This is a genomic window from Mesorhizobium sp. WSM4849, from assembly GCF_055811385.1.
Genome location: NZ_JBVVPW010000009.1, coordinates 183426 through 199857, shown reverse-complemented (window position 1 = coordinate 199857; position 16432 = coordinate 183426). Strand labels below are relative to the sequence as shown.

Annotated in this window: 26 protein-coding genes and 1 tRNA gene; 11 read left to right on the top strand and 16 right to left on the bottom strand. The window is 60.3% G+C overall.

Going from position 1 to position 16432, the window contains the following annotated elements:
- Positions 1–68: 68 nt before the first annotated feature.
- The 8 genes from AC0L3L_RS12605 to AC0L3L_RS12570 form a co-directional block, all read right to left on the bottom strand.
- On the bottom strand, positions 69–1034 hold the full coding sequence (locus AC0L3L_RS12605) for a hypothetical protein (protein ID WP_473637780.1): 966 nt from the start codon (positions 1032–1034) through the stop codon (positions 69–71).
- A 3-nt stretch (positions 1035–1037) separates the two neighbouring features.
- Positions 1038–1613 (bottom strand): DUF6932 family protein, encoded by a 576-nt coding sequence (locus tag AC0L3L_RS12600; protein ID WP_473637779.1) that lies wholly within the window; start codon positions 1611–1613, stop codon positions 1038–1040.
- A gap of 155 nt (positions 1614–1768) precedes the next feature.
- Positions 1769–2185, bottom strand: a complete 417-nt coding sequence (locus AC0L3L_RS12595) for a hypothetical protein (RefSeq protein WP_473637778.1) — start codon at positions 2183–2185, stop codon at positions 1769–1771.
- Positions 2178–2594 (bottom strand): hypothetical protein, encoded by a 417-nt coding sequence (locus tag AC0L3L_RS12590; RefSeq protein WP_473637777.1) that lies wholly within the window; start codon positions 2592–2594, stop codon positions 2178–2180. Before AC0L3L_RS12590 ends, AC0L3L_RS12595 begins: the two co-directional genes overlap by 8 nt.
- Before the next feature lie 158 nt (positions 2595–2752).
- On the bottom strand, positions 2753–3265 hold the full coding sequence (locus tag AC0L3L_RS12585) for a hypothetical protein (protein WP_473637776.1): 513 nt from the start codon (positions 3263–3265) through the stop codon (positions 2753–2755).
- A gap of 21 nt (positions 3266–3286) precedes the next feature.
- Positions 3287–3583 (bottom strand): hypothetical protein, encoded by a 297-nt coding sequence (locus AC0L3L_RS12580; RefSeq protein ID WP_473637775.1) that lies wholly within the window; start codon positions 3581–3583, stop codon positions 3287–3289.
- Positions 3584–3602: 19 nt separating this feature from the next.
- Positions 3603–3926 carry a hypothetical protein gene (locus tag AC0L3L_RS12575; protein WP_473637774.1) on the bottom strand — a complete coding sequence of 108 codons (324 nt, stop codon included), beginning with the start codon at positions 3924–3926 and terminating at the stop codon, positions 3603–3605.
- 109 nt (positions 3927–4035) lie between these two features.
- Positions 4036–4452 carry a hypothetical protein gene (locus AC0L3L_RS12570; RefSeq protein WP_473637773.1) on the bottom strand — a complete coding sequence of 139 codons (417 nt, stop codon included), beginning with the start codon at positions 4450–4452 and terminating at the stop codon, positions 4036–4038.
- A gap of 95 nt (positions 4453–4547) precedes the next feature.
- Here AC0L3L_RS12570 and AC0L3L_RS12565 point away from each other — a divergent pair, with 95 nt between their 5' ends.
- Both AC0L3L_RS12565 and AC0L3L_RS12560 read left to right on the top strand, forming a co-directional pair.
- Positions 4548–4769 carry a hypothetical protein gene (locus AC0L3L_RS12565; RefSeq protein WP_473637772.1) on the top strand — a complete coding sequence of 74 codons (222 nt, stop codon included), beginning with the start codon at positions 4548–4550 and terminating at the stop codon, positions 4767–4769.
- 108 nt (positions 4770–4877) lie between these two features.
- Positions 4878–5069: a hypothetical protein gene (locus AC0L3L_RS12560; protein ID WP_473637771.1), complete on the top strand. Its 192-nt coding sequence runs from the start codon at positions 4878–4880 to the stop codon at positions 5067–5069.
- 8 nt (positions 5070–5077) lie between these two features.
- On the opposite strand, the gene AC0L3L_RS12555 is transcribed toward AC0L3L_RS12560, so the two are convergent.
- From AC0L3L_RS12555 to AC0L3L_RS12535, 5 genes are all read right to left on the bottom strand, one after another.
- A complete protein-coding gene (locus AC0L3L_RS12555; protein ID WP_473637770.1) occupies positions 5078–5371 on the bottom strand; it encodes a hypothetical protein in 294 nt (97 codons plus the stop codon).
- Positions 5368–5577, bottom strand: coding sequence for a hypothetical protein (locus tag AC0L3L_RS12550; RefSeq protein WP_473637769.1), 210 nt, complete (start codon positions 5575–5577; stop codon positions 5368–5370). Before AC0L3L_RS12550 ends, AC0L3L_RS12555 begins: the two co-directional genes overlap by 4 nt.
- Positions 5570–6160, bottom strand: a complete 591-nt coding sequence (locus AC0L3L_RS12545) for a hypothetical protein (protein WP_473637768.1) — start codon at positions 6158–6160, stop codon at positions 5570–5572. Before AC0L3L_RS12545 ends, AC0L3L_RS12550 begins: the two co-directional genes overlap by 8 nt.
- Before the next feature lie 342 nt (positions 6161–6502).
- Positions 6503–6691: a hypothetical protein gene (locus tag AC0L3L_RS12540; RefSeq protein ID WP_473637767.1), complete on the bottom strand. Its 189-nt coding sequence runs from the start codon at positions 6689–6691 to the stop codon at positions 6503–6505.
- Positions 6692–6847: a helix-turn-helix domain-containing protein gene (locus AC0L3L_RS12535; protein ID WP_473637818.1), complete on the bottom strand. Its 156-nt coding sequence runs from the start codon at positions 6845–6847 to the stop codon at positions 6692–6694.
- A gap of 187 nt (positions 6848–7034) precedes the next feature.
- On the opposite strand from AC0L3L_RS12535, the gene AC0L3L_RS12530 reads away from it, so the two are divergent.
- From AC0L3L_RS12530 to AC0L3L_RS12510, 5 genes are all read left to right on the top strand, one after another.
- Positions 7035–7532 carry an Arc family DNA-binding protein gene (locus tag AC0L3L_RS12530; protein ID WP_473637766.1) on the top strand — a complete coding sequence of 166 codons (498 nt, stop codon included), beginning with the start codon at positions 7035–7037 and terminating at the stop codon, positions 7530–7532.
- The gene (locus tag AC0L3L_RS12525; RefSeq protein WP_473637765.1) at positions 7522–8709 is read left to right on the top strand and encodes a tyrosine-type recombinase/integrase; all 1188 of its coding nucleotides are present in this window, start codon (positions 7522–7524) and stop codon (positions 8707–8709) included. The genes AC0L3L_RS12530 and AC0L3L_RS12525 overlap by 11 nt, the downstream gene beginning before the upstream one ends.
- An 83-nt stretch (positions 8710–8792) precedes the next feature.
- Positions 8793–8878: transfer RNA gene (locus AC0L3L_RS12520), tRNA-Leu, on the top strand.
- A 568-nt stretch (positions 8879–9446) separates the two neighbouring features.
- On the top strand, positions 9447–9869 hold the full coding sequence (locus tag AC0L3L_RS12515) for a CBS domain-containing protein (protein ID WP_473637764.1): 423 nt from the start codon (positions 9447–9449) through the stop codon (positions 9867–9869).
- Between the two features lie 248 nt (positions 9870–10117).
- On the top strand, positions 10118–10318 hold the full coding sequence (locus AC0L3L_RS12510; protein ID WP_473487956.1) for a DUF2905 domain-containing protein: 201 nt from the start codon (positions 10118–10120) through the stop codon (positions 10316–10318).
- A 989-nt stretch (positions 10319–11307) separates the two neighbouring features.
- On the opposite strand, the gene AC0L3L_RS12505 is transcribed toward AC0L3L_RS12510, so the two are convergent.
- From AC0L3L_RS12505 to AC0L3L_RS12495, 3 genes are all read right to left on the bottom strand, one after another.
- Positions 11308–11598: a hypothetical protein gene (locus tag AC0L3L_RS12505; protein ID WP_473487955.1), complete on the bottom strand. Its 291-nt coding sequence runs from the start codon at positions 11596–11598 to the stop codon at positions 11308–11310.
- 22 nt (positions 11599–11620) lie between these two features.
- Positions 11621–11830 carry a hypothetical protein gene (locus AC0L3L_RS12500; protein ID WP_473487954.1) on the bottom strand — a complete coding sequence of 70 codons (210 nt, stop codon included), beginning with the start codon at positions 11828–11830 and terminating at the stop codon, positions 11621–11623.
- 558 nt (positions 11831–12388) lie between these two features.
- Positions 12389–12967 (bottom strand): NUDIX domain-containing protein, encoded by a 579-nt coding sequence (locus tag AC0L3L_RS12495; RefSeq protein ID WP_473487953.1) that lies wholly within the window; start codon positions 12965–12967, stop codon positions 12389–12391.
- Positions 12968–13276: 309 nt separating this feature from the next.
- Here AC0L3L_RS12495 and AC0L3L_RS12490 point away from each other — a divergent pair, with 309 nt between their 5' ends.
- The 4 genes from AC0L3L_RS12490 to AC0L3L_RS12475 all read left to right on the top strand — a co-directional run bounded on the left by AC0L3L_RS12490 (position 13277) and on the right by AC0L3L_RS12475 (position 16430).
- Positions 13277–14380 carry an NADH:flavin oxidoreductase/NADH oxidase gene (locus AC0L3L_RS12490; RefSeq protein WP_473637763.1) on the top strand — a complete coding sequence of 368 codons (1104 nt, stop codon included), beginning with the start codon at positions 13277–13279 and terminating at the stop codon, positions 14378–14380.
- 106 nt (positions 14381–14486) lie between these two features.
- Positions 14487–14780, top strand: coding sequence for a DUF982 domain-containing protein (locus tag AC0L3L_RS12485; RefSeq protein WP_123149945.1), 294 nt, complete (start codon positions 14487–14489; stop codon positions 14778–14780).
- Between the two features lie 31 nt (positions 14781–14811).
- The gene (locus AC0L3L_RS12480) at positions 14812–15051 is read left to right on the top strand and encodes a DUF2188 domain-containing protein (RefSeq protein ID WP_473637762.1); all 240 of its coding nucleotides are present in this window, start codon (positions 14812–14814) and stop codon (positions 15049–15051) included.
- A 290-nt stretch (positions 15052–15341) separates the two neighbouring features.
- Positions 15342–16430, top strand: a complete 1089-nt coding sequence (locus tag AC0L3L_RS12475; protein ID WP_473637761.1) for an ABC transporter ATP-binding protein — start codon at positions 15342–15344, stop codon at positions 16428–16430.
- Positions 16431–16432: the final 2 nt, after the last annotated feature.

The window sequence follows — 16432 nt, the reverse complement described above, 5'->3', positions numbered from 1 at the left end:
GAAGGCAGCGTGCGCCGCCTACCGGCACCGATCAACATCGTCAGGCGCGCAAACTGGCAGCGCCAGAGTCATGGCTGTGCCGGAGTATCACCAACCCTATGATCGCCTCTAGGTGTCAGGCCTTTCAGAACATAGTTTTCGCGTGCGATCTGGCCGTGACGCAACACCCTCTTGACCGACGCCCTCATCGTCGCATCGACCCCGACGAGCTCTCTGTTCCATCGCTCAAGATCAGCCGCAGTCCAAGCCGGGTCGACCCTTCCTTTCAGAGCTTCGCCTCCAACTGCTCGGAACTCAAATTGGTGAGCACCTGGAAGAACACCTGATAGTTGACCATTCAAATTTACCACTTCCTCCTCAATAGAGGTGCCGCTCGCTCGCTCTGCGCCGCGTCCGACAGCATCGGTTCCGAAATGAAACTCGTTCTCTCCAGCAACCATACGCAACGTCGCTCCGTGCTGACGCATTAGCTCGAAGAAGTCCCGCGCAGTCGCTATGATGCGTTGATCCGCCTCCGCAACCGTCGCTTGGAACCGCTCCTCATCCGCTTCACCGAAATCATCGAGCAGCTTGGAAGCGTCCTCAACGGCTTCCTTGAGATTGGTGTCCATCAACTGAGCTTGGTCCCGAACCTCTTCCAAGAGAAATCCGAAAGATCCCCTGACAATGTTTGTAATATGCATCGCTGCTGCGGATTTGTTTGCAACAGGGCCTTTCAGCCCTAGACCCGAGGTGTTTTTTGCGAAGACTTTAGCAACAAGGTCTTGAAAAGTCGCAACAGCCCCTGCGCCGAACTCTGCCTCAACGCCTTTGGAGCCAACAACCGGGCGACCGCCAAAAAACAGTGCAGCCGACGCGTATGTTTCTGCCGGTTGTTCGCCTTCCGCAGCTATCTGTGCGTCCAGTTCTTCAAGTCGCGATTCGAGGCTAAGCCGGGTCAGCAAATCGGCTTCTGTAATGCGATCTAACAAGCCCACCACGGCCGCTCGATCGGCCTTTGCGTGGTCTCGTTCTAACTTTCTAATTGCGCTCATAGACTACGGTCCTCCGACAGCTGGGGCTGGCCCCAGGATCGCAACTGCATCTGTGTCGTCCGCCGCATTTTCCAACCTAACCTTTAACATGCCTTTCCATATGTCGTCCCCTCTCCGATGAGAAAACAAACCCATGTAGTATCGGGTCGCTTCGACAATCGTTTCAGGATGCCCGTTGAGTTCAACAAATAGGACATCCAACCGGAAATTCATCTTAACCTGGCCGCGGTGAATGAGGTGCTGATGAGCGGCCAGGAAAGCAGCCCAGTCTGCCAACTGCAAGGCATGCAAAGGTCGGTAAATGAACGACACCGTGTCAAGATCGTTAGGGTCTTTCGCCTCCAGGAAGCTACCGTCCAGCCACTGGAAACCCTGAACGATTCCTGCGGCTCGAAGATGTCCTCGGTGAGCCAGCCACTTCCGCAAGATATCACGCCGGTTGTCTGTGGTTCCAAACGTGGTGGCCACCTCGACGGATGAAACCTCGTAGGGGCTGAGGTCTTCGGGCGCGCCCCCTGGTCCGTGTGGACCGACGTAGGGCGGCAACACCCCGTCGATTGTAAATGAAGGTATCGGCACGCGTTCCCCTCTCCGCTGGACACTTCATAGCGGGCAGAACTGTCTGATGTCGATGGCCTTGGCTTATTCATGTTTCCGCAAGGGGATTCACAGATTCGGTGTTTCGATCTATGTTTGGGCGATGGACACGGCCTTTGACGATCTCGCCAGCGCCATCAGGGAGCCCGTAGTCGCTTGGCCCTCACCAGCGCTGCTGCCGGGTCGGGCTCGAATTGCGAAATGCCTGCCTTCAACATCCGCTGCAAAAGCCGCCACGATTTCGGGTCTTCTTCGCGACCATGGACCGGCGGGGATTCCCACGGCTTCAAACGCATTGATTTCACTTGGCAGCAGAAGCTCGCAAATATTGCGGCCTCTAACCAGCCGCCCGCGTCATTGGCGATTTTCCACTGGATCTGCTCGGCTCGGCCGGCGCGCTCATCCTGGCACGCTATTTCGATAGACCTTTCCAGCGCGTCACGATCAACAGCATCAAGGTGCGAACCGTCCGCCTTCTCACCGGGTTTCAGAAACCCCCCTGGGGGAAGATTCGGCGTGCGCTGGAACCCCAGTCTTTCAAGCCCATCAGTCATCGAAGAACTCATCTTTTTGGTCGAGATCGTAATAGCTTGGCAAAAGCCCGTTGCGGCGAGCGCGGCCCGCAGTTTTCGGGTCAACCCTGCTCTGCGAGGTTAGCCGAAGGCTTCGAGCGCAGGCGAGCATCGCCCGGCTTTCAACAGCGCGCATCCGGAGGAGCTTTTCGTAGCGATCAATCCCACCATCGACCTTCAGCCACTTCGGATTAAAGCTGGCTATCATTGTCGAGATTTCGCGCGTCGAGACAGCATGCCGGCAGTAAGCAGCCAGCAACTCGGCCGATTCTCTAGCTATGAAATCAAGGGGGAGGCACCGAACAACATCCAGCCAAACGTCGGTCTCGGCCTGGCTCATGCCCCCAGGCGGGAGCATAAGCTTGCCATCGACCTTGGATGAGATCGACATTTCGGCCGCGGATTTTCTGCCTCTAACGCCCATCAGAATAGTTCAACCTTCAACGAAAATTCTGGACGAAATTGCGTGTTGTGGGGCGGAACCGGTCGCGGGAATGAAGCGGCCGGAGAAGCGATCGTCCCCCCCGGGGGCTGCATTGCACGACTCCCTCAAAGCATTCGCCTCCATGGGCCAGGAGGTTCTGCCGCATCCATTGCTGCTTGTGGGAACAGGTCCTCGACATACAGAGGAGCGTCGTAGTCGACGGCGATACTGGCGAGAGCATCTTCCCACTTGGACGGCTCAAAGTGGCCGTAATAGTCGCTCCCGACATAGATGCAGATGTCGGGGTCTTCGGCGATCTCCACATTCATGTGGATGCTGATCCCGTCCTCGCAACGCACCACTGACACCCAGTCGACCGTCATGCCGTCGCGCAGCGCACTGTTAACGTCCGGCAAGACGCGCACCCACATGTAGCGCAGCGTTGTGAGTTCGTCCGACGGTGCGGCCCGCTGCTGTAGATCAATAATGGCAGGGTGGTTCGCAGTGTCTGCCTTGACGCATTGGTCGATTGCCCAGTCGCACAGTTCTTTGTGCCGAACCTCGATGGCGTTGCGATCAGCCCCGCGAGCCTGCATGACTGCAAGCTCGCCGGAAATGTGTGTGTCCAGGTCCGCCATGAAAGTCACCACGTCCATCGTTCAGACGCGCCGGCCATAGCGCCTGAGGAAGTTCGCCTTCATGAGCGCGACCGTCTTGGAATTGTGCTCGGTCAGGCCCGCGCTCTCCATCTTCCGGATCCAGTAGAGGTCATCCGCCTTTTTCTTCGGGTCATAGAGCCGGACGACCTGGACGGGCTTCGGTTGCGGCCGGACGCTGGTTAGTTTCACCTGCTTCAGCGGTGCGGTGAGCTTCACCGGCCGCAGCGGCGCCGCCTTCGGGGCTGCGGGTCGCTGCATCTTCGCCTGGCTTGACATATCTCTCGTCAAATATTGCATCTTCGCCTTCTCCTTTTGCTCACTCGGCGCCGTTGAGGATTTTCCGAGTCATTGCGACGCCGTGCGTCAGCATGCCCTGGCATCGTCCTGGCAACTTGCTCTGAAGCTTGACGTTCGCCTGCACCGCAGCCGCGTAGAACAACACGCCGATCCCGAGCAGATCCTCGAGTTCGTCGAGCTTCGTTCCGATGGCATCGCGGTATGCGGCGATCTTGGGCTGCAAGGACGCCAGTTCGGCCTCAAAGGCCGCGCGATGTGCTTCGAGCGCCTTCATCGCCTCTCGTTCTTTCTCCTGGCAGCGAGCAATTTCCTGACCGGCCTTGTCGACCTCTGCGCCGGTCACGCTCGGCGGCTGGCCCGGAACTTGGCCGAAGTAGAGACGATGAAGCTCGCGATGCTTGGCCTGGGCCGCCTCGCGTTCTGCGACAGCCTCTCGCCACACCCTCTCAGCTTCAGCGATCGCCGCCGGTTTTGGCGGGATCGTTAGAACGTTGGCGAAGTCCATTTCCGTTGCCCTCGGTGTGCGTGCGAGCATGCTGCTCCTCCTTCTCAAGTTCGAATTTACGCCCTGCTGCGACAGCGTCGGATAACGCGTTATTGGCTGCTCGAAGGATCGCGGCAGCGAGCCGCTTTCGATTGCGGCTGCCTTGCTCATCTACTGCGCCAGCTTCCAGCATCAGGCCGACCAGCACATGGTCGACTTCGAGCGGCAGAATGATACCTCCCCTGGCTTCGCGTTCTTTCCGACGCTGCTGGCGCCGTTGGCCCAAACGCCGCTTGCGCTCGATGCGCTCTTCTGGCGTGCCGATCGGTCGACGCCCGCGACGTCGATAAGACGCGATCTCATCCGGTGGCGAGTTCCCCGACACAGTCAGATCGCTCCGTGCCGGCGCTGCTCCGCCCGCGGTCGGAACAAATGGGATCGACGCCGGTTAACAATCGAAGGGACCGCAAACGAAGCGGTATGATGATGATTGATATTTTTAGCTTCGAATTGGCCAATGCCAGGCTGCGCGTAAAACGAGCCGAGCGCTCGCTGAAGCGTGCGAAGTTGGCGGACGATGGCTGCGTCGCCGTCAATCTTGCGTTGTGCGACCGCATACGGTCCGAGCAAAGGCGCGTGAGCGAGGCCAGGGAACGCATGACGAAGATCGATGCCAACAGCCCCGCCAGCAATCATATGTGAGTGCTTTGCCTCACCTGAAATTGCCTCGGCTACTTTGGCGTAAGGTCGGACATCGGAACGAAATTCGGATTGGCGAATTCTACTGCTTGATAATTGGAATCGTGGCCCATGAGGCTCGCGACACTCCACCTCGAAACTGCGAGATACGGCGACGAATATCGCGCCGCAAGGCTCGTGCTGCTGAGGCAACAAATTTTGCTGCACATCAAGCGCACGGACGCGTCGGCTCAAAAAGTCGAACAGGCGCTGGCTAGGTTGGCCGAAGCAAACACGCTTGGAGACCAACGGGCGCATCAGTAGGGCCGCGGTCATGCGGCACCCGTTTCGCCCGACATCAGGGAACGATATTGCCCGCCATGTGTTAGAAACTCATGGACACCATGGAACCCCACGGACGCGGGACGGCGGCCGATACTGCCGAGCAGCGCATCAAACGGGCTGAGCTCGCGCTTGCACGCACAGAAAAAATGATCGCCGAGAATATCGCGCTGCGCAGCAGGATACGCGCGCGACGGTGTCTGGTCGAGGCCGCATACCGCTTGGTGCAGATCGATCCGGCCAGCAATGATGGTGCCAGCGGCGGTCCATGATGCCGCGCTCATTGGGCGTCTCCCCAATCCAGACGGGCCACGATGATATTTGCAGCAGCCTCTTTTGCGTCTTCGATGGAATAGTGAATGGACTTTGCCCGCCAACGGCCGTTTTCGAACACTTGGAGCTCGTACATCTCGGCAATGCGATGCGACGGCACCATGCGGACACCATTGGAGCGCTGGCTACGGGGCGGGAACTGGATCACCTCACCCACGGACTTCACCCCGAGATATAGATGTAGTGGTGGAATCCGCACTAAGCTCTGTAGTGGCGGAATCCGCACTAAGGATTTGTCGTTTGTGGTGCACAATCCGCACTGAAATCTGGCGTTTTCCACCACTGGACTTTTGTTTCTGAGATGCAGACCGAGCTGCCCGCGCAATGAGTTCCGCAGCCTCTATGGTCTCGATCTTCCGCCAGTCATCTGTCGGTTGTGTCAACTCAGTGTGGCGGTAGGTCAGCCGGAAGAAGTTGGGCCGGCGCCATTCAGCATTTCCGGCCCTGCCTTCCTGTGTGATCTCGACAAAACCGAGCGCAACCACCTCACGCACCGCTGGCGCGATAGCGTGTCTGTGGATCCCATAGGCTTCGAACTGATCGAAGGTCGTCGGCAGCTTGCCATTGTCGTTGCCGCCGTGGCGTCCAATCTCGATTTCCAGTCGGGACAGTACTCGGTGCCCCGACAGGGAGAGCACCCGATAAGCCGGAGACTCCTGCATCTCGATCAGCCGCCAGGAGAATTGGCCGCCGATCGTAGTGCGCTTGCCGCGGCGCGCGCGGCCTTTGTCCTCTCCCATCAGCCACCGCCTTTGCGCAGGCGCGCGTGATGTCGGGCGTGACAGGCCCTGCACAAGAATTTCACGTCCAGGGCATGGCGGTGATCGGCGTGGTGAGCATCGAGCGGCTTCGCTTCACCGCACTTTTCGCAGCACGTGGGCTTCACCAAGATGCCGCGTCGGATAGCACTGGCAACAGCGACGTGCGACCAGCGCTCCAATGGGTGCGCCTCTCTCCACCGCGCTTGCGGGGTAGACTTAGCTGGGGTATTCTTGAAGGTCTCAGATGCTGCCAAGCTTGAGATTTCGGAGCCGGTTCGCGTTTCCACCGCGGCCGGCTCTTTTGCATTCGCGTGCTCCATTTTAGCCGGCCCTCGCTTTGATGAGGTCAGCTTCACGGATGGCCGAAATCGCCTCCAGGCTCGTAAGACCGAAGCGCTTCCTGATTTCCACGACGGCGGAATGAGGGCGGCTATGCTTGGGCGTGGTGGCAAGCCAGTGCGCGGCCTGGCCGATAAGCTCGGTGCCTTCGTGATCGATGCCGCTGTTCATTTACGCGGCCTCCCCGCTCAGCATCCTTTCCAAGGCGACACGCGACACAAGCAGACGCTTGCCAATGCGGATCGCCGGAAGCTGGCCGGTGCGCGCCGCCTCGTAAGCTTGGTTCCTTCCGATACCAAGTCGCCTCGCGGCTTCAACGATCGTCATCGTCGCTCGGCCAGTGTTTTCGTTTTGTTCAATCATTGGAAGTTGGTCTCCATCGGTAGTCCATCTCGGCGGGATGCAGAAACGCGGTGCGGTTTTGTACCGATAAAAAGCCTAATGTGATTTGCCGTCGTTGACAAGCACGTTTTATACCTGTTAAAAGCCGTAGGACAGCAAGGGAGCAAAACGGATGGCGAAGTCGGGGAAATTTGGCGGCAGGCCCAAGCGAGAGCCGGAACCAGGGGAACGGGTCCATCTCGGCTTCCGTGTCACTCCCGAGATGAAGGCCAAGGTCGAAGCCGCGGCTGAAGCAAGCGGTCGATCAATCAGCCAGGAAGCCGAATTTCGGCTTGAGCAGTCCTTTTCCCAGCGATCGCAGATTGTCGAAATGCTTGGCGGCCCAGCGATAATGCGCAAGGTTGAGGTGATGATCGCGGCCTTCAATCACAACGGCACTTTGATGGCGCACACCTTGGATCACGATGACTGGACGCCGACCGAATGGATGAACGACCCGCAGTGCTATCGCGCCGCCGTGTGGGGCGTGCTTAGGGCGCTCTTGGTGGCGCAGCCAAACGCAGATTGGGACTCTGACAGAGCATACAGCGAGGTCGAAGGTCTAAAAGTACAAGTCATGCAGTGGCTACACGACGCAGGTAAGCTCGGAGGAGACTCAAATGCGCGGTAACATCACCCGGCGCGGCAAAGCGTCTTGGCGCCTCAAGTTTGACCTTGGCACCGATCCCGTCACCGGCAAGCGCCTGACGCAATTTGCGACCGTGCGCGGCACGAAAAAGGAGGCCGAGGCCGAGCTTTCCAAGCGGCTACATCAGGTCGACGGCGGCAACTATGTGGCCAACTCAAAGGAAACGGTTGCCGAGCATGTCCGGAACTGGCTCGGCGCCAAAGCCGACCTCGCAGCGACCACAAGGGAGCGCTTCGAGAAGCTAGTCGAGAACCAGATCGTTCCGAAAATCGGCTCGCTGATCCTTCAGCAATTACGGCCTGTCCAGGTCACAGCATGGCACAACATCCTGCGCAAAGAGGGCGGCAAGGAAGGCGGGCCGCTGTCGCCGGCCACGGTTAGGCAGGCGCACCGGGTGCTGCACATGGCGCTGGCAAGTGCGTTCGAAGACGAGAAGATAGCGCGCAACGTCGCGTCCGGCAGGAAACTGCCGAAGGCCGAGAGCGCGGATATTCAGATCCTGCAGCATGGGCAGATCGCACCTCTGCTGGAAGCTTTGCAGGGCCATTGGCTATCACCTATCGCCAGCGTTGCTGTCGGCACAGGCATGCGCCAGGGCGAGATCATGGGACTCCGCTGGGCCGATATTGATCTGGATAAGGGGTCGCTCCGGGTCGAGCGGAGCCTTGAGGAGACCAAGGCCACAGGGCTTCGATTTAAGGCGCCGAAATCGAAGGCTGGGACACGCACCATTTCGTTGCCCGCAAGCGTGGTTGACGCTCTCAAGGCGCACAGGAAGCGGCAGCTTGAGCTGCGACTCGCCCTGGGGCTCGGGAAGCCCGGCAAGGATGCGCTTGTCTTCTGCGGGCCGGATGGCGACCCTATAGCCCCCTCTCGCGTCTCAGGAGCTTGGCGCGATGCAATCGCCCGGTTGAGGAAGCGGAACAACAATGGCGCGCCGCCTTTGGTCGAGCATCCAAAGGTCCGGTTTCATGACCTCAGACACACCCACGCTTCCGCCCTCATCGCTGGCGGGCTCGACGTGGTTGCAATTAGCCGCCGTCTAGGGCATGCGTCACCCGTGGTCACGCTGTCGGTATACGCCCACTTGTTCAAGAGGTCGGACGACGGCGCGGCAGCGGCGATAGAAGCTGCGATGAGAACGGGCGCAGAACAATAAACCGCCCTTCGGGTGCCAATCCGGTGCCAAGTGCAGGCAAATGGCTAGACCTGTGTTCGCTTAAGTGCTTGTAATCGCGGCCTGCGGACGTGGCGGAATTGGTAGACGCAAGGGACTTAAAATCCCTCGATCTCTGATCGTACGGGTTCGACTCCCGTCGTCCGCACCATATTGAAATCAAATGATAATCTGCTTTTTTAGGATCTCGCGGATACCCTGGAAAAGTCGACTCTGGATAGCCGTAGGGGTAGCCGGAAGGCAATGAAAAAGCCCGCCGCCGTGAGGCAGCGGGCTTGTTCGACCGCCAGTTCGCAGACGCGGATTATCGCGCATACATCACAGGCGCGTCCGACATCGGCGTTGCTCGCTCATGACGTCGCCTCCGCCGCGGCAAGGCGCCTTACATCGGCAGCGATCGAGAGGAAGGCCTCATTTGACCTCGTGGATCCAGTCGCCTCCCTCGGGCGGCTTCTCGACCAGGGTCGGCAGTAACGGCTCGATAAACTCCAGCCGGTCCCCGGCGCGCTTACTCATCGGAACGCCCCACGCAAAACTCGAATTTGATTTAATAGCGGAGAGCCGTTTCCGTTCCGTTAGCTCTTGCTGAAATGCCAAGCGGAACATTCGTTCGTACTCGCTATTCTGTCGGCAGGAGGAACGAACTCTGGCAGCCAAGCCCCGTCCGCGGTAACATGGGACAGAGGGACATTCTCCAACCCCAGCAAGGGAGGTCCGCCATGAAAGTCAAAGACGCAATGCATAAGGGTGTCGACTGGGTCAGCCCCGAAATCGCTGTAACCGAACTGGCGAAAATGATGCGAGCCCAGGATATCGGGTCGATTCCCATCGGAGAGAACGACCGACTGATCGGAATGGTGACCGACCGCGATATTGTCTGCAAAGGACTGGCGGAGGATGGTTTCGACAGCCGCACCGCAACAGCACGCGATGTCATGACGGCCGGCATTCACTGCTGCCGCGAAGACGACGATCTGGCCAAGGCCGTACGGCACATGGAAGAACTGAAAATCCGCAGGTTGCCGGTGATCAACAAGAATATGCGGATGGTCGGCATCCTTAGCGTCGGCGACGTCAGTCAGTTGGCACCGACGGAACTGGTGTCCGAATACGTCAAGAAGGTTTCCGCCCATCACCACTGAAGGGCGGCTCGCCCGTGCTCTTTTCGAAGACCTTCACTCTGCCGCCGCGCTGGCCACAGCGCGGCGGCAGAAATGTCCCTCAGGCGGAACAAAAAGCCCGCCGGCAGCGGGAGGGTCTACTGGAGTCGCCAGGGTGTGGGACGTCAGATTGCAAACGGCCCGATCCTTGGCTTTTGTTTCAGTGAACATAACGGGATTCTGCTAGTGCTCTGTCCCCGCGCTAATTGTTTCTGGCATGACGCAGCCCCATGTCGCGAACCCTGATTGTCGTTGGTCTCATCATAGTTGCGGTGGGCCTATTGTGGCCGTGGTTGTTACGGATCGGCCTTGGCCGACTGCCTGGTGACATCGTGATCGAGCGTGAGAACTTCACGTTCTATTTTCCGATCGCCACCGGGATCCTGATCAGCATCGTGCTCTCGATTATTCTGTGGCTGGTCAACCGGTAGCGGGAGAACTCGGGGAAGACAGCCCGCCCCCGCTCGGGGTCTTTTCTTAGGATCGATGTGCAGGATTATCTTCGCGGCCTCTCGTCACTCCGGATCGGCTGTCGAGCCGCCTTAGAGGCTGATGGCTGAATGAAAAACCTCGCCGCTCCATTCGCGAAGCGGCGAGGCCCCCATCGCCCCAATGCCGGTCCCAACACCCGGCGTAGCTGACCATGCAATCGCGGTGCCAAGGCGTATTGACCCATTACAGGACGCCTACGTGCCCCGGCTTAGGCGGCATCGGCTAAGATTAGTCCGGCGGGAAATCGTGCGCGGGGCAAGCGTGGCACGGTTCTTGCTCCCGTAGCGTCAGGCATGCCGGGCGCAAAGACCTGTTCCATATCAACACCGGCGTGTGAGGTTGGGACAATGATGTCGCGCAAGCTTCTGTTCGGCCTTCCCGCAGTGTTCTTGGCCGCGGCCCTAGGGCTGGCTCTCTTGTCGTCCGAGACCTCATGGGGATTTCTGACTGCGGCCCAATCCGACTCGGTGTTTTGTTCAAGCGGTCCATCACCCGAGACCGTATCGGCGTCGGCGTCGCGGACTTTGCCATCATGTCCGCCGGCCGACACAAGGTCATAGGGAGCGCCTCGATGGACGCGAGCCCCTGGATGTGGTCGCGCATAGCATTCCTGAAAGGGAAAGTTTGGGTCATGGAACATTGGGCTTTGATCACGCGGTTGGCATCAGCCTTTCGCGAATTCGTTGCACCGCGTTACCGGCCAGAGCTCTACTATATGCGCGGCCCGGGGCCGGCCTCCGCGCGGCGCGTGAGCGCGCGCTGAGCGTGTGTTTCGGCTGGCAGATTTCTCCCTACACCGGCGAAGCGCTTGGCGTCCTGGCGCCCGCCTGTGACCGCGGCGCGTTTTGCCGGTCCCGCCGGCTGATCGAAGCGCGCGAAGTTGCCGGGGCTCGAAGAGTGGCGATAGAGTCAGCGACGCGTTCCGAGCCTAGGCCATTCCCTCAGTCTCGCTCTCCTCATCAAAGGTATCGGCACCCAGCCGGCCGGCAATGACCAACCAATCTCGCACGATCGTTTGCAACACTTCAGGCCGCGACAGCTTCAACTGCGCTGCCAACAAGTCGATCGCCTCGTCAACCTCGGCTTCCAAGGCAAAGCCCGAGGTGTTCCTCAGCCGCAAGGCTGCGTTCATCAACATGACTTGCAGGTCCGCGCGCGAGACCTCCGAAATATGCGCGGCAGCATCCTCGAGTCTCTCGGCGAACGCCCGGTGGGTCATGGGTCCAACCCTATTGTGTAAGCTATTGTGATCGACCTCTCTGCGAAAACAGCTCGGCAGTGATTTCGTCCCTGTCCCCATTATGCTTGGCGATCAAAGCCAGCGCTTCCTGGCGGCCAATGTTGCCGAGCTTCATGAGGTACGGAACCTCAAACGTTCTCTTGTTGAGGCGCCATTCTGGCACGCACCGTGTTGCTGCTTTTCGCGCTGTTGTTCCATCTTGACGCATCATTTTGACTCCTCTTCCTGATATGATGATGCAGTCGCAAATTCCGTGCCTCGTCCCGCGTCGGAGGGGTATTCGAGGGCGTGGTTGTGGTGCCGGCGCGCTTGCTCCCACGCTCGTCATTGCCAGTAGCGATCTGGAGTTCTAATCGTCCTCTCACGCGGCTTCGGATGGACCAAACAGGGCCGATCAGACCTTTGCCTCAGCATCTAAGACCTTGGCCTAGCAGCTTAGGTAGGAGCGTTCGCCAGCGCGCGACTCTGCCGGCTGCTGCTTTGCTCGCCATTCCTGCCAGGCGCGCTCTGCCGCTTGCCTGTGGCCCGCTGGCATAGGTTCCCAATCCGCCGGCGCCTTCCTCATACACCATTGAGCCGTTCTGTAACCCCAGTGCTCGATCCCGACGAGCTCGGATCCGTCTAGGATTCAGCGTGTGATGGGGTAGTCGATGCCAGGAGAAAGACAGCCATCGAGGTCGCGCCGAACAACTTCGACAAGTTTTTGACAATCATGGATCTGCTCCCCTCCAGTTGCATCTCAGCCCGTTACTGAAAGGAATTAAAGCCCTCACACCCGGATCGGGTTCAGCTTCAGATGCTGGATCAGGATGATCGTCTTGGCGTCGATGATGCGGCCGTCGTAAATGCCGGCCAGTGCTTCGTCCAGCGGCATTTCCAGGACCTCGATGTCTTCGCCTTCGTCCGGCGCGCCGCCGCCGTCGGAGATGCGGTCGGTCGGCGAATAGCGCGCGACGAAGAACCAGAGCCGCTCGGTCACGCTGCCAGGGCTCATATAAGGCGAATACAGCCGTTCGACGTCCTTCAGGTGGTAGCCGAGTTCCTCTTCCGCCTCCTTGCGGATGCAGGTTTCGGGGTCGTGTTCATCGAGCAGGCCGGCGCATGCCTCGATCAGCGGCTCGCGGTGGCCGGTGACGTAAGCTGGGTAGCGGAACTGCCGCACGAGCAGAACCGTCGAGCGCTCGGGGTCGTAAGGCAGGATCACCGCGCCGTCGCCGCGATCGTAGGTCTGGCGGATCTGCGTCTCCCATTGCCCGTCACGCCGGCGATAATCGAGGACGGTCTTTTTCAGGACGGCCCAGTCGTCGGAAAGGACTTCTTCCGAACGGATGCGAATGCGGTCTTCCATGATGAACTCCGTGCTGCCGCGCGAGGGGTAGTCGCGAATCGGACTTCGCGCAATCCCGATAGCAACGGCAGCCGGGAGGTGACCGGGGCAACCGCTTCAGGTTGCAGGACTTGAGATTGGCGAAGGCCGGCGTGCCGTTCGATTTCCCCCCTCGAGGGGGGAGATCGGCAGCTTCGCCGACGGCGCCTGCTCCGGATTGGGCGGCATCATTTGCTGAGCAACTGGTCCAGAGCACTTCACCGCCTCGTGTATGGCGCGGGCGCAATCCATTGCCTAAATAGCGACAACCCCTCCCCCGGAGTTTTTTTTATGACCACATCCCTTTTCCAGCCGATCACGCTTGACGGCCTCACCTTTCCCAACCGCATCGCGGTGGCGCCGATGTGCCAATATTCCGCCGATGACGGTTCAGCCAGCGACTGGCACCTGTACCACTGGATGAACCTGGCGATGTCCGGCGCCAGCATGGTCACCGTCGAGATGACCGACGTCGAGCGGCGCGGCCGCATCTCGCATGGCTGCCTTGGCCTTTATTCCGACGACAACGAGGCAGCCGCCCGGCGTGCGCTGGATGCCGCCAAGCGCGTCGCCGCGCCCGGCACCAGGTTCGGCACGCAGCTTGCCCATGCCGGCCGCAAGGCCTCCAACCAGAAACCTTGGGAAGGCGGCGGGCCGCTGAAGGCCGATCAGGACCCGTGGCCGATCGTGTCTGCCTCGGCCATCGCCTACGACACCGGCTGGCAGGTGCCGCGGGCGCTGGAGGATGAGGAGATCCTGCAGATCATCGAACGCTTCGCCGAGGCGGCAAGGCGGGCCGAGCGGGCCGGCTTCGATTTCATCGAATTGCACGCGGCACACGGCTATCTGATCTTCCAGTTCCTGTCGCCGCTTTCCAACCAGCGCACCGACCGCTGGGGCGGCTCGCTGGAAAACCGCATGCGTTTTGTCATCGAGATCGCCAAGGCGGTGAGGAAGGCAGTGCCCAAGCTGATGCTTGGGGCGCGCCTGTCGGTCAAGGAATGGGTCGATGACGGCTTCGATGTCGAGGACGCGATCGAAGTGGCCAAGGCGCTGAAGGCAGCGGGCGTCGCCTATCTCTGCTGCTCGAGCGGCGGCAATTCGCCCCTGCAGAAGCTGCCGACGGGCCGGGGCTACCAGGTGCATCTGGCGGAAGCCGTGCGCAACGGCGCCGGCATCCCGACGCGGGCCGTCGGCCTGATCGACGACCCGAAGCAGGCCGAGGCGATCGTTGCCGAGGGCCGTGCCGACATGGTGGCTCTGGCCCGCGCCTTCCTCGCTGACCCGCGCTGGGCGTGGCGCGCCGCGGCCACCTTCGGCGAGACGATCCACCCGGCGCCGCAGCTTGCCCGCTCGGTGACGACGATGCAGCACTGGATGAAGGCGGCGGGCTGAGCGGCCATTTCCAATGGCTGCAGCGCCGATGACCGCGACCCCGCGACCCTTGAGACCTTTACGCGAAGGGGCGTGCAACCAAATCGGCCGCTCCGCGTTGGCGGCGATGATGGACAACAAGCCCTTTGAAAAGCCGGTCGTGGTCGAACTTGGCCATGTCGGCAAATACCGTGAGATCCGCAGCACCCAGGAAGCAGCGGAGTGCCTGATGACGGTCTGGCCACTCAATCGTGGTCCCCGGCATCGCGATGCTCTCGACACTTGCCTAAAAGTGCTGGAAGGTTATCGTTCGACAGCGGATGCGCGCCGGGCATTGGTCGAGGCCGCGAAAGAATCGGACGTGCTGGTTCCCGACGAGAGATTGCCCCAAGGCAAACTGCCCCAAGGCAAACTGCATTGAGCAGACGGAGCTTTTTCCACTGGAGGATTTCATGGCGAAGCTGACCTACAAGATCGTCGAGCATGACGGGGGCTGGGCCTACAAGGTCGGCGAGACATTTTCGGAGACGTTCCCCACTCACGAGGACGCGTTGCGCGCCGCCGGGATCGCTTCGGCCGAACAGCAGGTCGCCGGCACCACGGACGGCATCCAGTACGAGGACGCCGACGGCAAATGGCACGACGAGCTCGCGGACGGCCGGGACCGGCCGCAAACCGAAGTTTCCGACTAGGCAGGTGTCGTTGCTGATGGCTTCTCGCATCTCTGGTTTTAAGAGCTGGGGCTTGACAAGTCATCCGCCTGCTATGATCCCGGACATGGCGAATTTCAGTCCCGCTGGGAACGCTCACGATCAAGAGCAACAAAGAAGAGTGCTTGCGGCGCAGCCGCTTTACAGGCAGCCTTGGTAGCGCTACCGTTTCATCATCGCGCGTGACCAGGGAGGAGCTTGGGAGCTGCCGCGGCCAGTTAGGAAAGCGGTTTCCTTCGAAGACGTCGCAGGAAGCATTCGGGAGGAAATCGATGGCGTCTGTCGCGATTGGCGATGTCTACAAATCATTCGGGACCGTCGAGATTCTCCACGGTGTCAGCGTCGATATAGACGACGGCGAGTTCGTCACGCTGGTCGGGCCGTCGGGCTGCGGAAAATCGACCCTTCTCAGGATGATCGCCGGCCTGGAAAAGATTTCGCGCGGCCAGATCGCGATTGGCGAGCGTGTCGTCAACAACGTTGCGCCAAAAGAACGCGACGTCGCCATGGTCTTCCAGAACTACGCGCTCTACCCGCACATGACCGTCGCCGAGAACATGGCGTTCTCGCTCATGCTCAAGGGTGTGTCGAAAGCCGAAAGCGCTGCCAGCGTTAAGCGCGCCGCCGAAATCCTGGGGCTGGTGCCATTGCTGGAGCGCTATCCCCGGCAGCTTTCCGGCGGCCAGCGCCAGCGCGTCGCCATGGGCCGGGCGATCGTGCGCGATCCGGCGGTCTTCCTGTTCGACGAGCCGCTGTCCAATCTCGACGCCAAGCTCAGGGTGCAGATGCGCGCCGAGATCAAGGAACTGCACCAGCGGCTGAAGACCACGACGGTCTATGTCACCCACGACCAGATCGAGGCGATGACCATGGCCGACAAGATCGTGGTCATGCATGACGGCCTCGTCGAGCAGATCGGGCCGCCATTGGAACTCTACGACCGGCCGAACAATCTCTTCGTCGCCAGCTTTATCGGCTCGCCCGCCATGAACATGCTGAGGGGCGAAATCGCAACTGATGGCGGCTCACCGTCTTTTCGCGGCTCCGGCGGAATTTCCCTGCCGCTGGCCGCAGTACCTTCGATCGGCAGCGGCGAACAGGTGGTGCTGGGGATACGGCCCGAGCATCTGCAGCTGTCCGACGACCAGGGTATTCCAGTCACCGTCGCGGTGGTCGAGCCGACCGGATCGGAAGTGCAGCTCATCGGCCGGACGGCCGGCGGCGAAGAGATCGTCGCCAATTTCCGCGAGCGCCATTCCTTCACGCCGGGCGAAACCGTCTGGCTTACGGCCGAGCCGGGCCTCATTCATCTCTTTCATGGCGAAACCGGGCAGCGCTTCGACATGCGCACCCGGCAGTAAGA

Bases quoted from the DNA above. Each gene is read 5' to 3' on its own strand.
- AC0L3L_RS12525 (WP_473637765.1), top strand. From the start codon at position 7,522: ATGCGCGGTAACATCACCCGGCGCGGCAAAGCGTCTTGGCGCCTCAAG.
- AC0L3L_RS12590 (WP_473637777.1), bottom strand. From the start codon at position 2,594: ATGTCGATCTCATCCAAGGTCGATGGCAAGCTTATGCTCCCGCCTGGG.
- AC0L3L_RS12495 (WP_473487953.1), bottom strand. From the start codon at position 12,967: ATGGAAGACCGCATTCGCATCCGTTCGGAAGAAGTCCTTTCCGACGAC.
- AC0L3L_RS12515 (WP_473637764.1), top strand. From the start codon at position 9,447: ATGAAAGTCAAAGACGCAATGCATAAGGGTGTCGACTGGGTCAGCCCC.
- AC0L3L_RS12490 (WP_473637763.1), top strand. From the start codon at position 13,277: ATGACCACATCCCTTTTCCAGCCGATCACGCTTGACGGCCTCACCTTT.
- AC0L3L_RS12475 (WP_473637761.1), top strand. From the start codon at position 15,342: ATGGCGTCTGTCGCGATTGGCGATGTCTACAAATCATTCGGGACCGTC.
- AC0L3L_RS12565 (WP_473637772.1), top strand. From the start codon at position 4,548: ATGATGATGATTGATATTTTTAGCTTCGAATTGGCCAATGCCAGGCTG.
- AC0L3L_RS12505 (WP_473487955.1), bottom strand. From the start codon at position 11,598: ATGACCCACCGGGCGTTCGCCGAGAGACTCGAGGATGCTGCCGCGCAT.
- AC0L3L_RS12585 (WP_473637776.1), bottom strand. From the start codon at position 3,265: ATGGCGGACCTGGACACACACATTTCCGGCGAGCTTGCAGTCATGCAG.
- AC0L3L_RS12545 (WP_473637768.1), bottom strand. From the start codon at position 6,160: ATGGGAGAGGACAAAGGCCGCGCGCGCCGCGGCAAGCGCACTACGATC.
- AC0L3L_RS12535 (WP_473637818.1), bottom strand. From the start codon at position 6,847: ATGACGATCGTTGAAGCCGCGAGGCGACTTGGTATCGGAAGGAACCAA.
- AC0L3L_RS12560 (WP_473637771.1), top strand. From the start codon at position 4,878: ATGAGGCTCGCGACACTCCACCTCGAAACTGCGAGATACGGCGACGAA.
- AC0L3L_RS12485 (WP_123149945.1), top strand. From the start codon at position 14,487: ATGATGGACAACAAGCCCTTTGAAAAGCCGGTCGTGGTCGAACTTGGC.
- AC0L3L_RS12500 (WP_473487954.1), bottom strand. From the start codon at position 11,830: ATGATGCGTCAAGATGGAACAACAGCGCGAAAAGCAGCAACACGGTGC.
- AC0L3L_RS12510 (WP_473487956.1), top strand. From the start codon at position 10,118: ATGTCGCGAACCCTGATTGTCGTTGGTCTCATCATAGTTGCGGTGGGC.
- AC0L3L_RS12540 (WP_473637767.1), bottom strand. From the start codon at position 6,691: ATGAACAGCGGCATCGATCACGAAGGCACCGAGCTTATCGGCCAGGCC.
- AC0L3L_RS12595 (WP_473637778.1), bottom strand. From the start codon at position 2,185: ATGACTGATGGGCTTGAAAGACTGGGGTTCCAGCGCACGCCGAATCTT.
- AC0L3L_RS12605 (WP_473637780.1), bottom strand. From the start codon at position 1,034: ATGAGCGCAATTAGAAAGTTAGAACGAGACCACGCAAAGGCCGATCGA.
- AC0L3L_RS12530 (WP_473637766.1), top strand. From the start codon at position 7,035: ATGGCGAAGTCGGGGAAATTTGGCGGCAGGCCCAAGCGAGAGCCGGAA.
- AC0L3L_RS12555 (WP_473637770.1), bottom strand. From the start codon at position 5,371: ATGAGCGCGGCATCATGGACCGCCGCTGGCACCATCATTGCTGGCCGG.
- AC0L3L_RS12580 (WP_473637775.1), bottom strand. From the start codon at position 3,583: ATGCAATATTTGACGAGAGATATGTCAAGCCAGGCGAAGATGCAGCGA.
- AC0L3L_RS12480 (WP_473637762.1), top strand. From the start codon at position 14,812: ATGGCGAAGCTGACCTACAAGATCGTCGAGCATGACGGGGGCTGGGCC.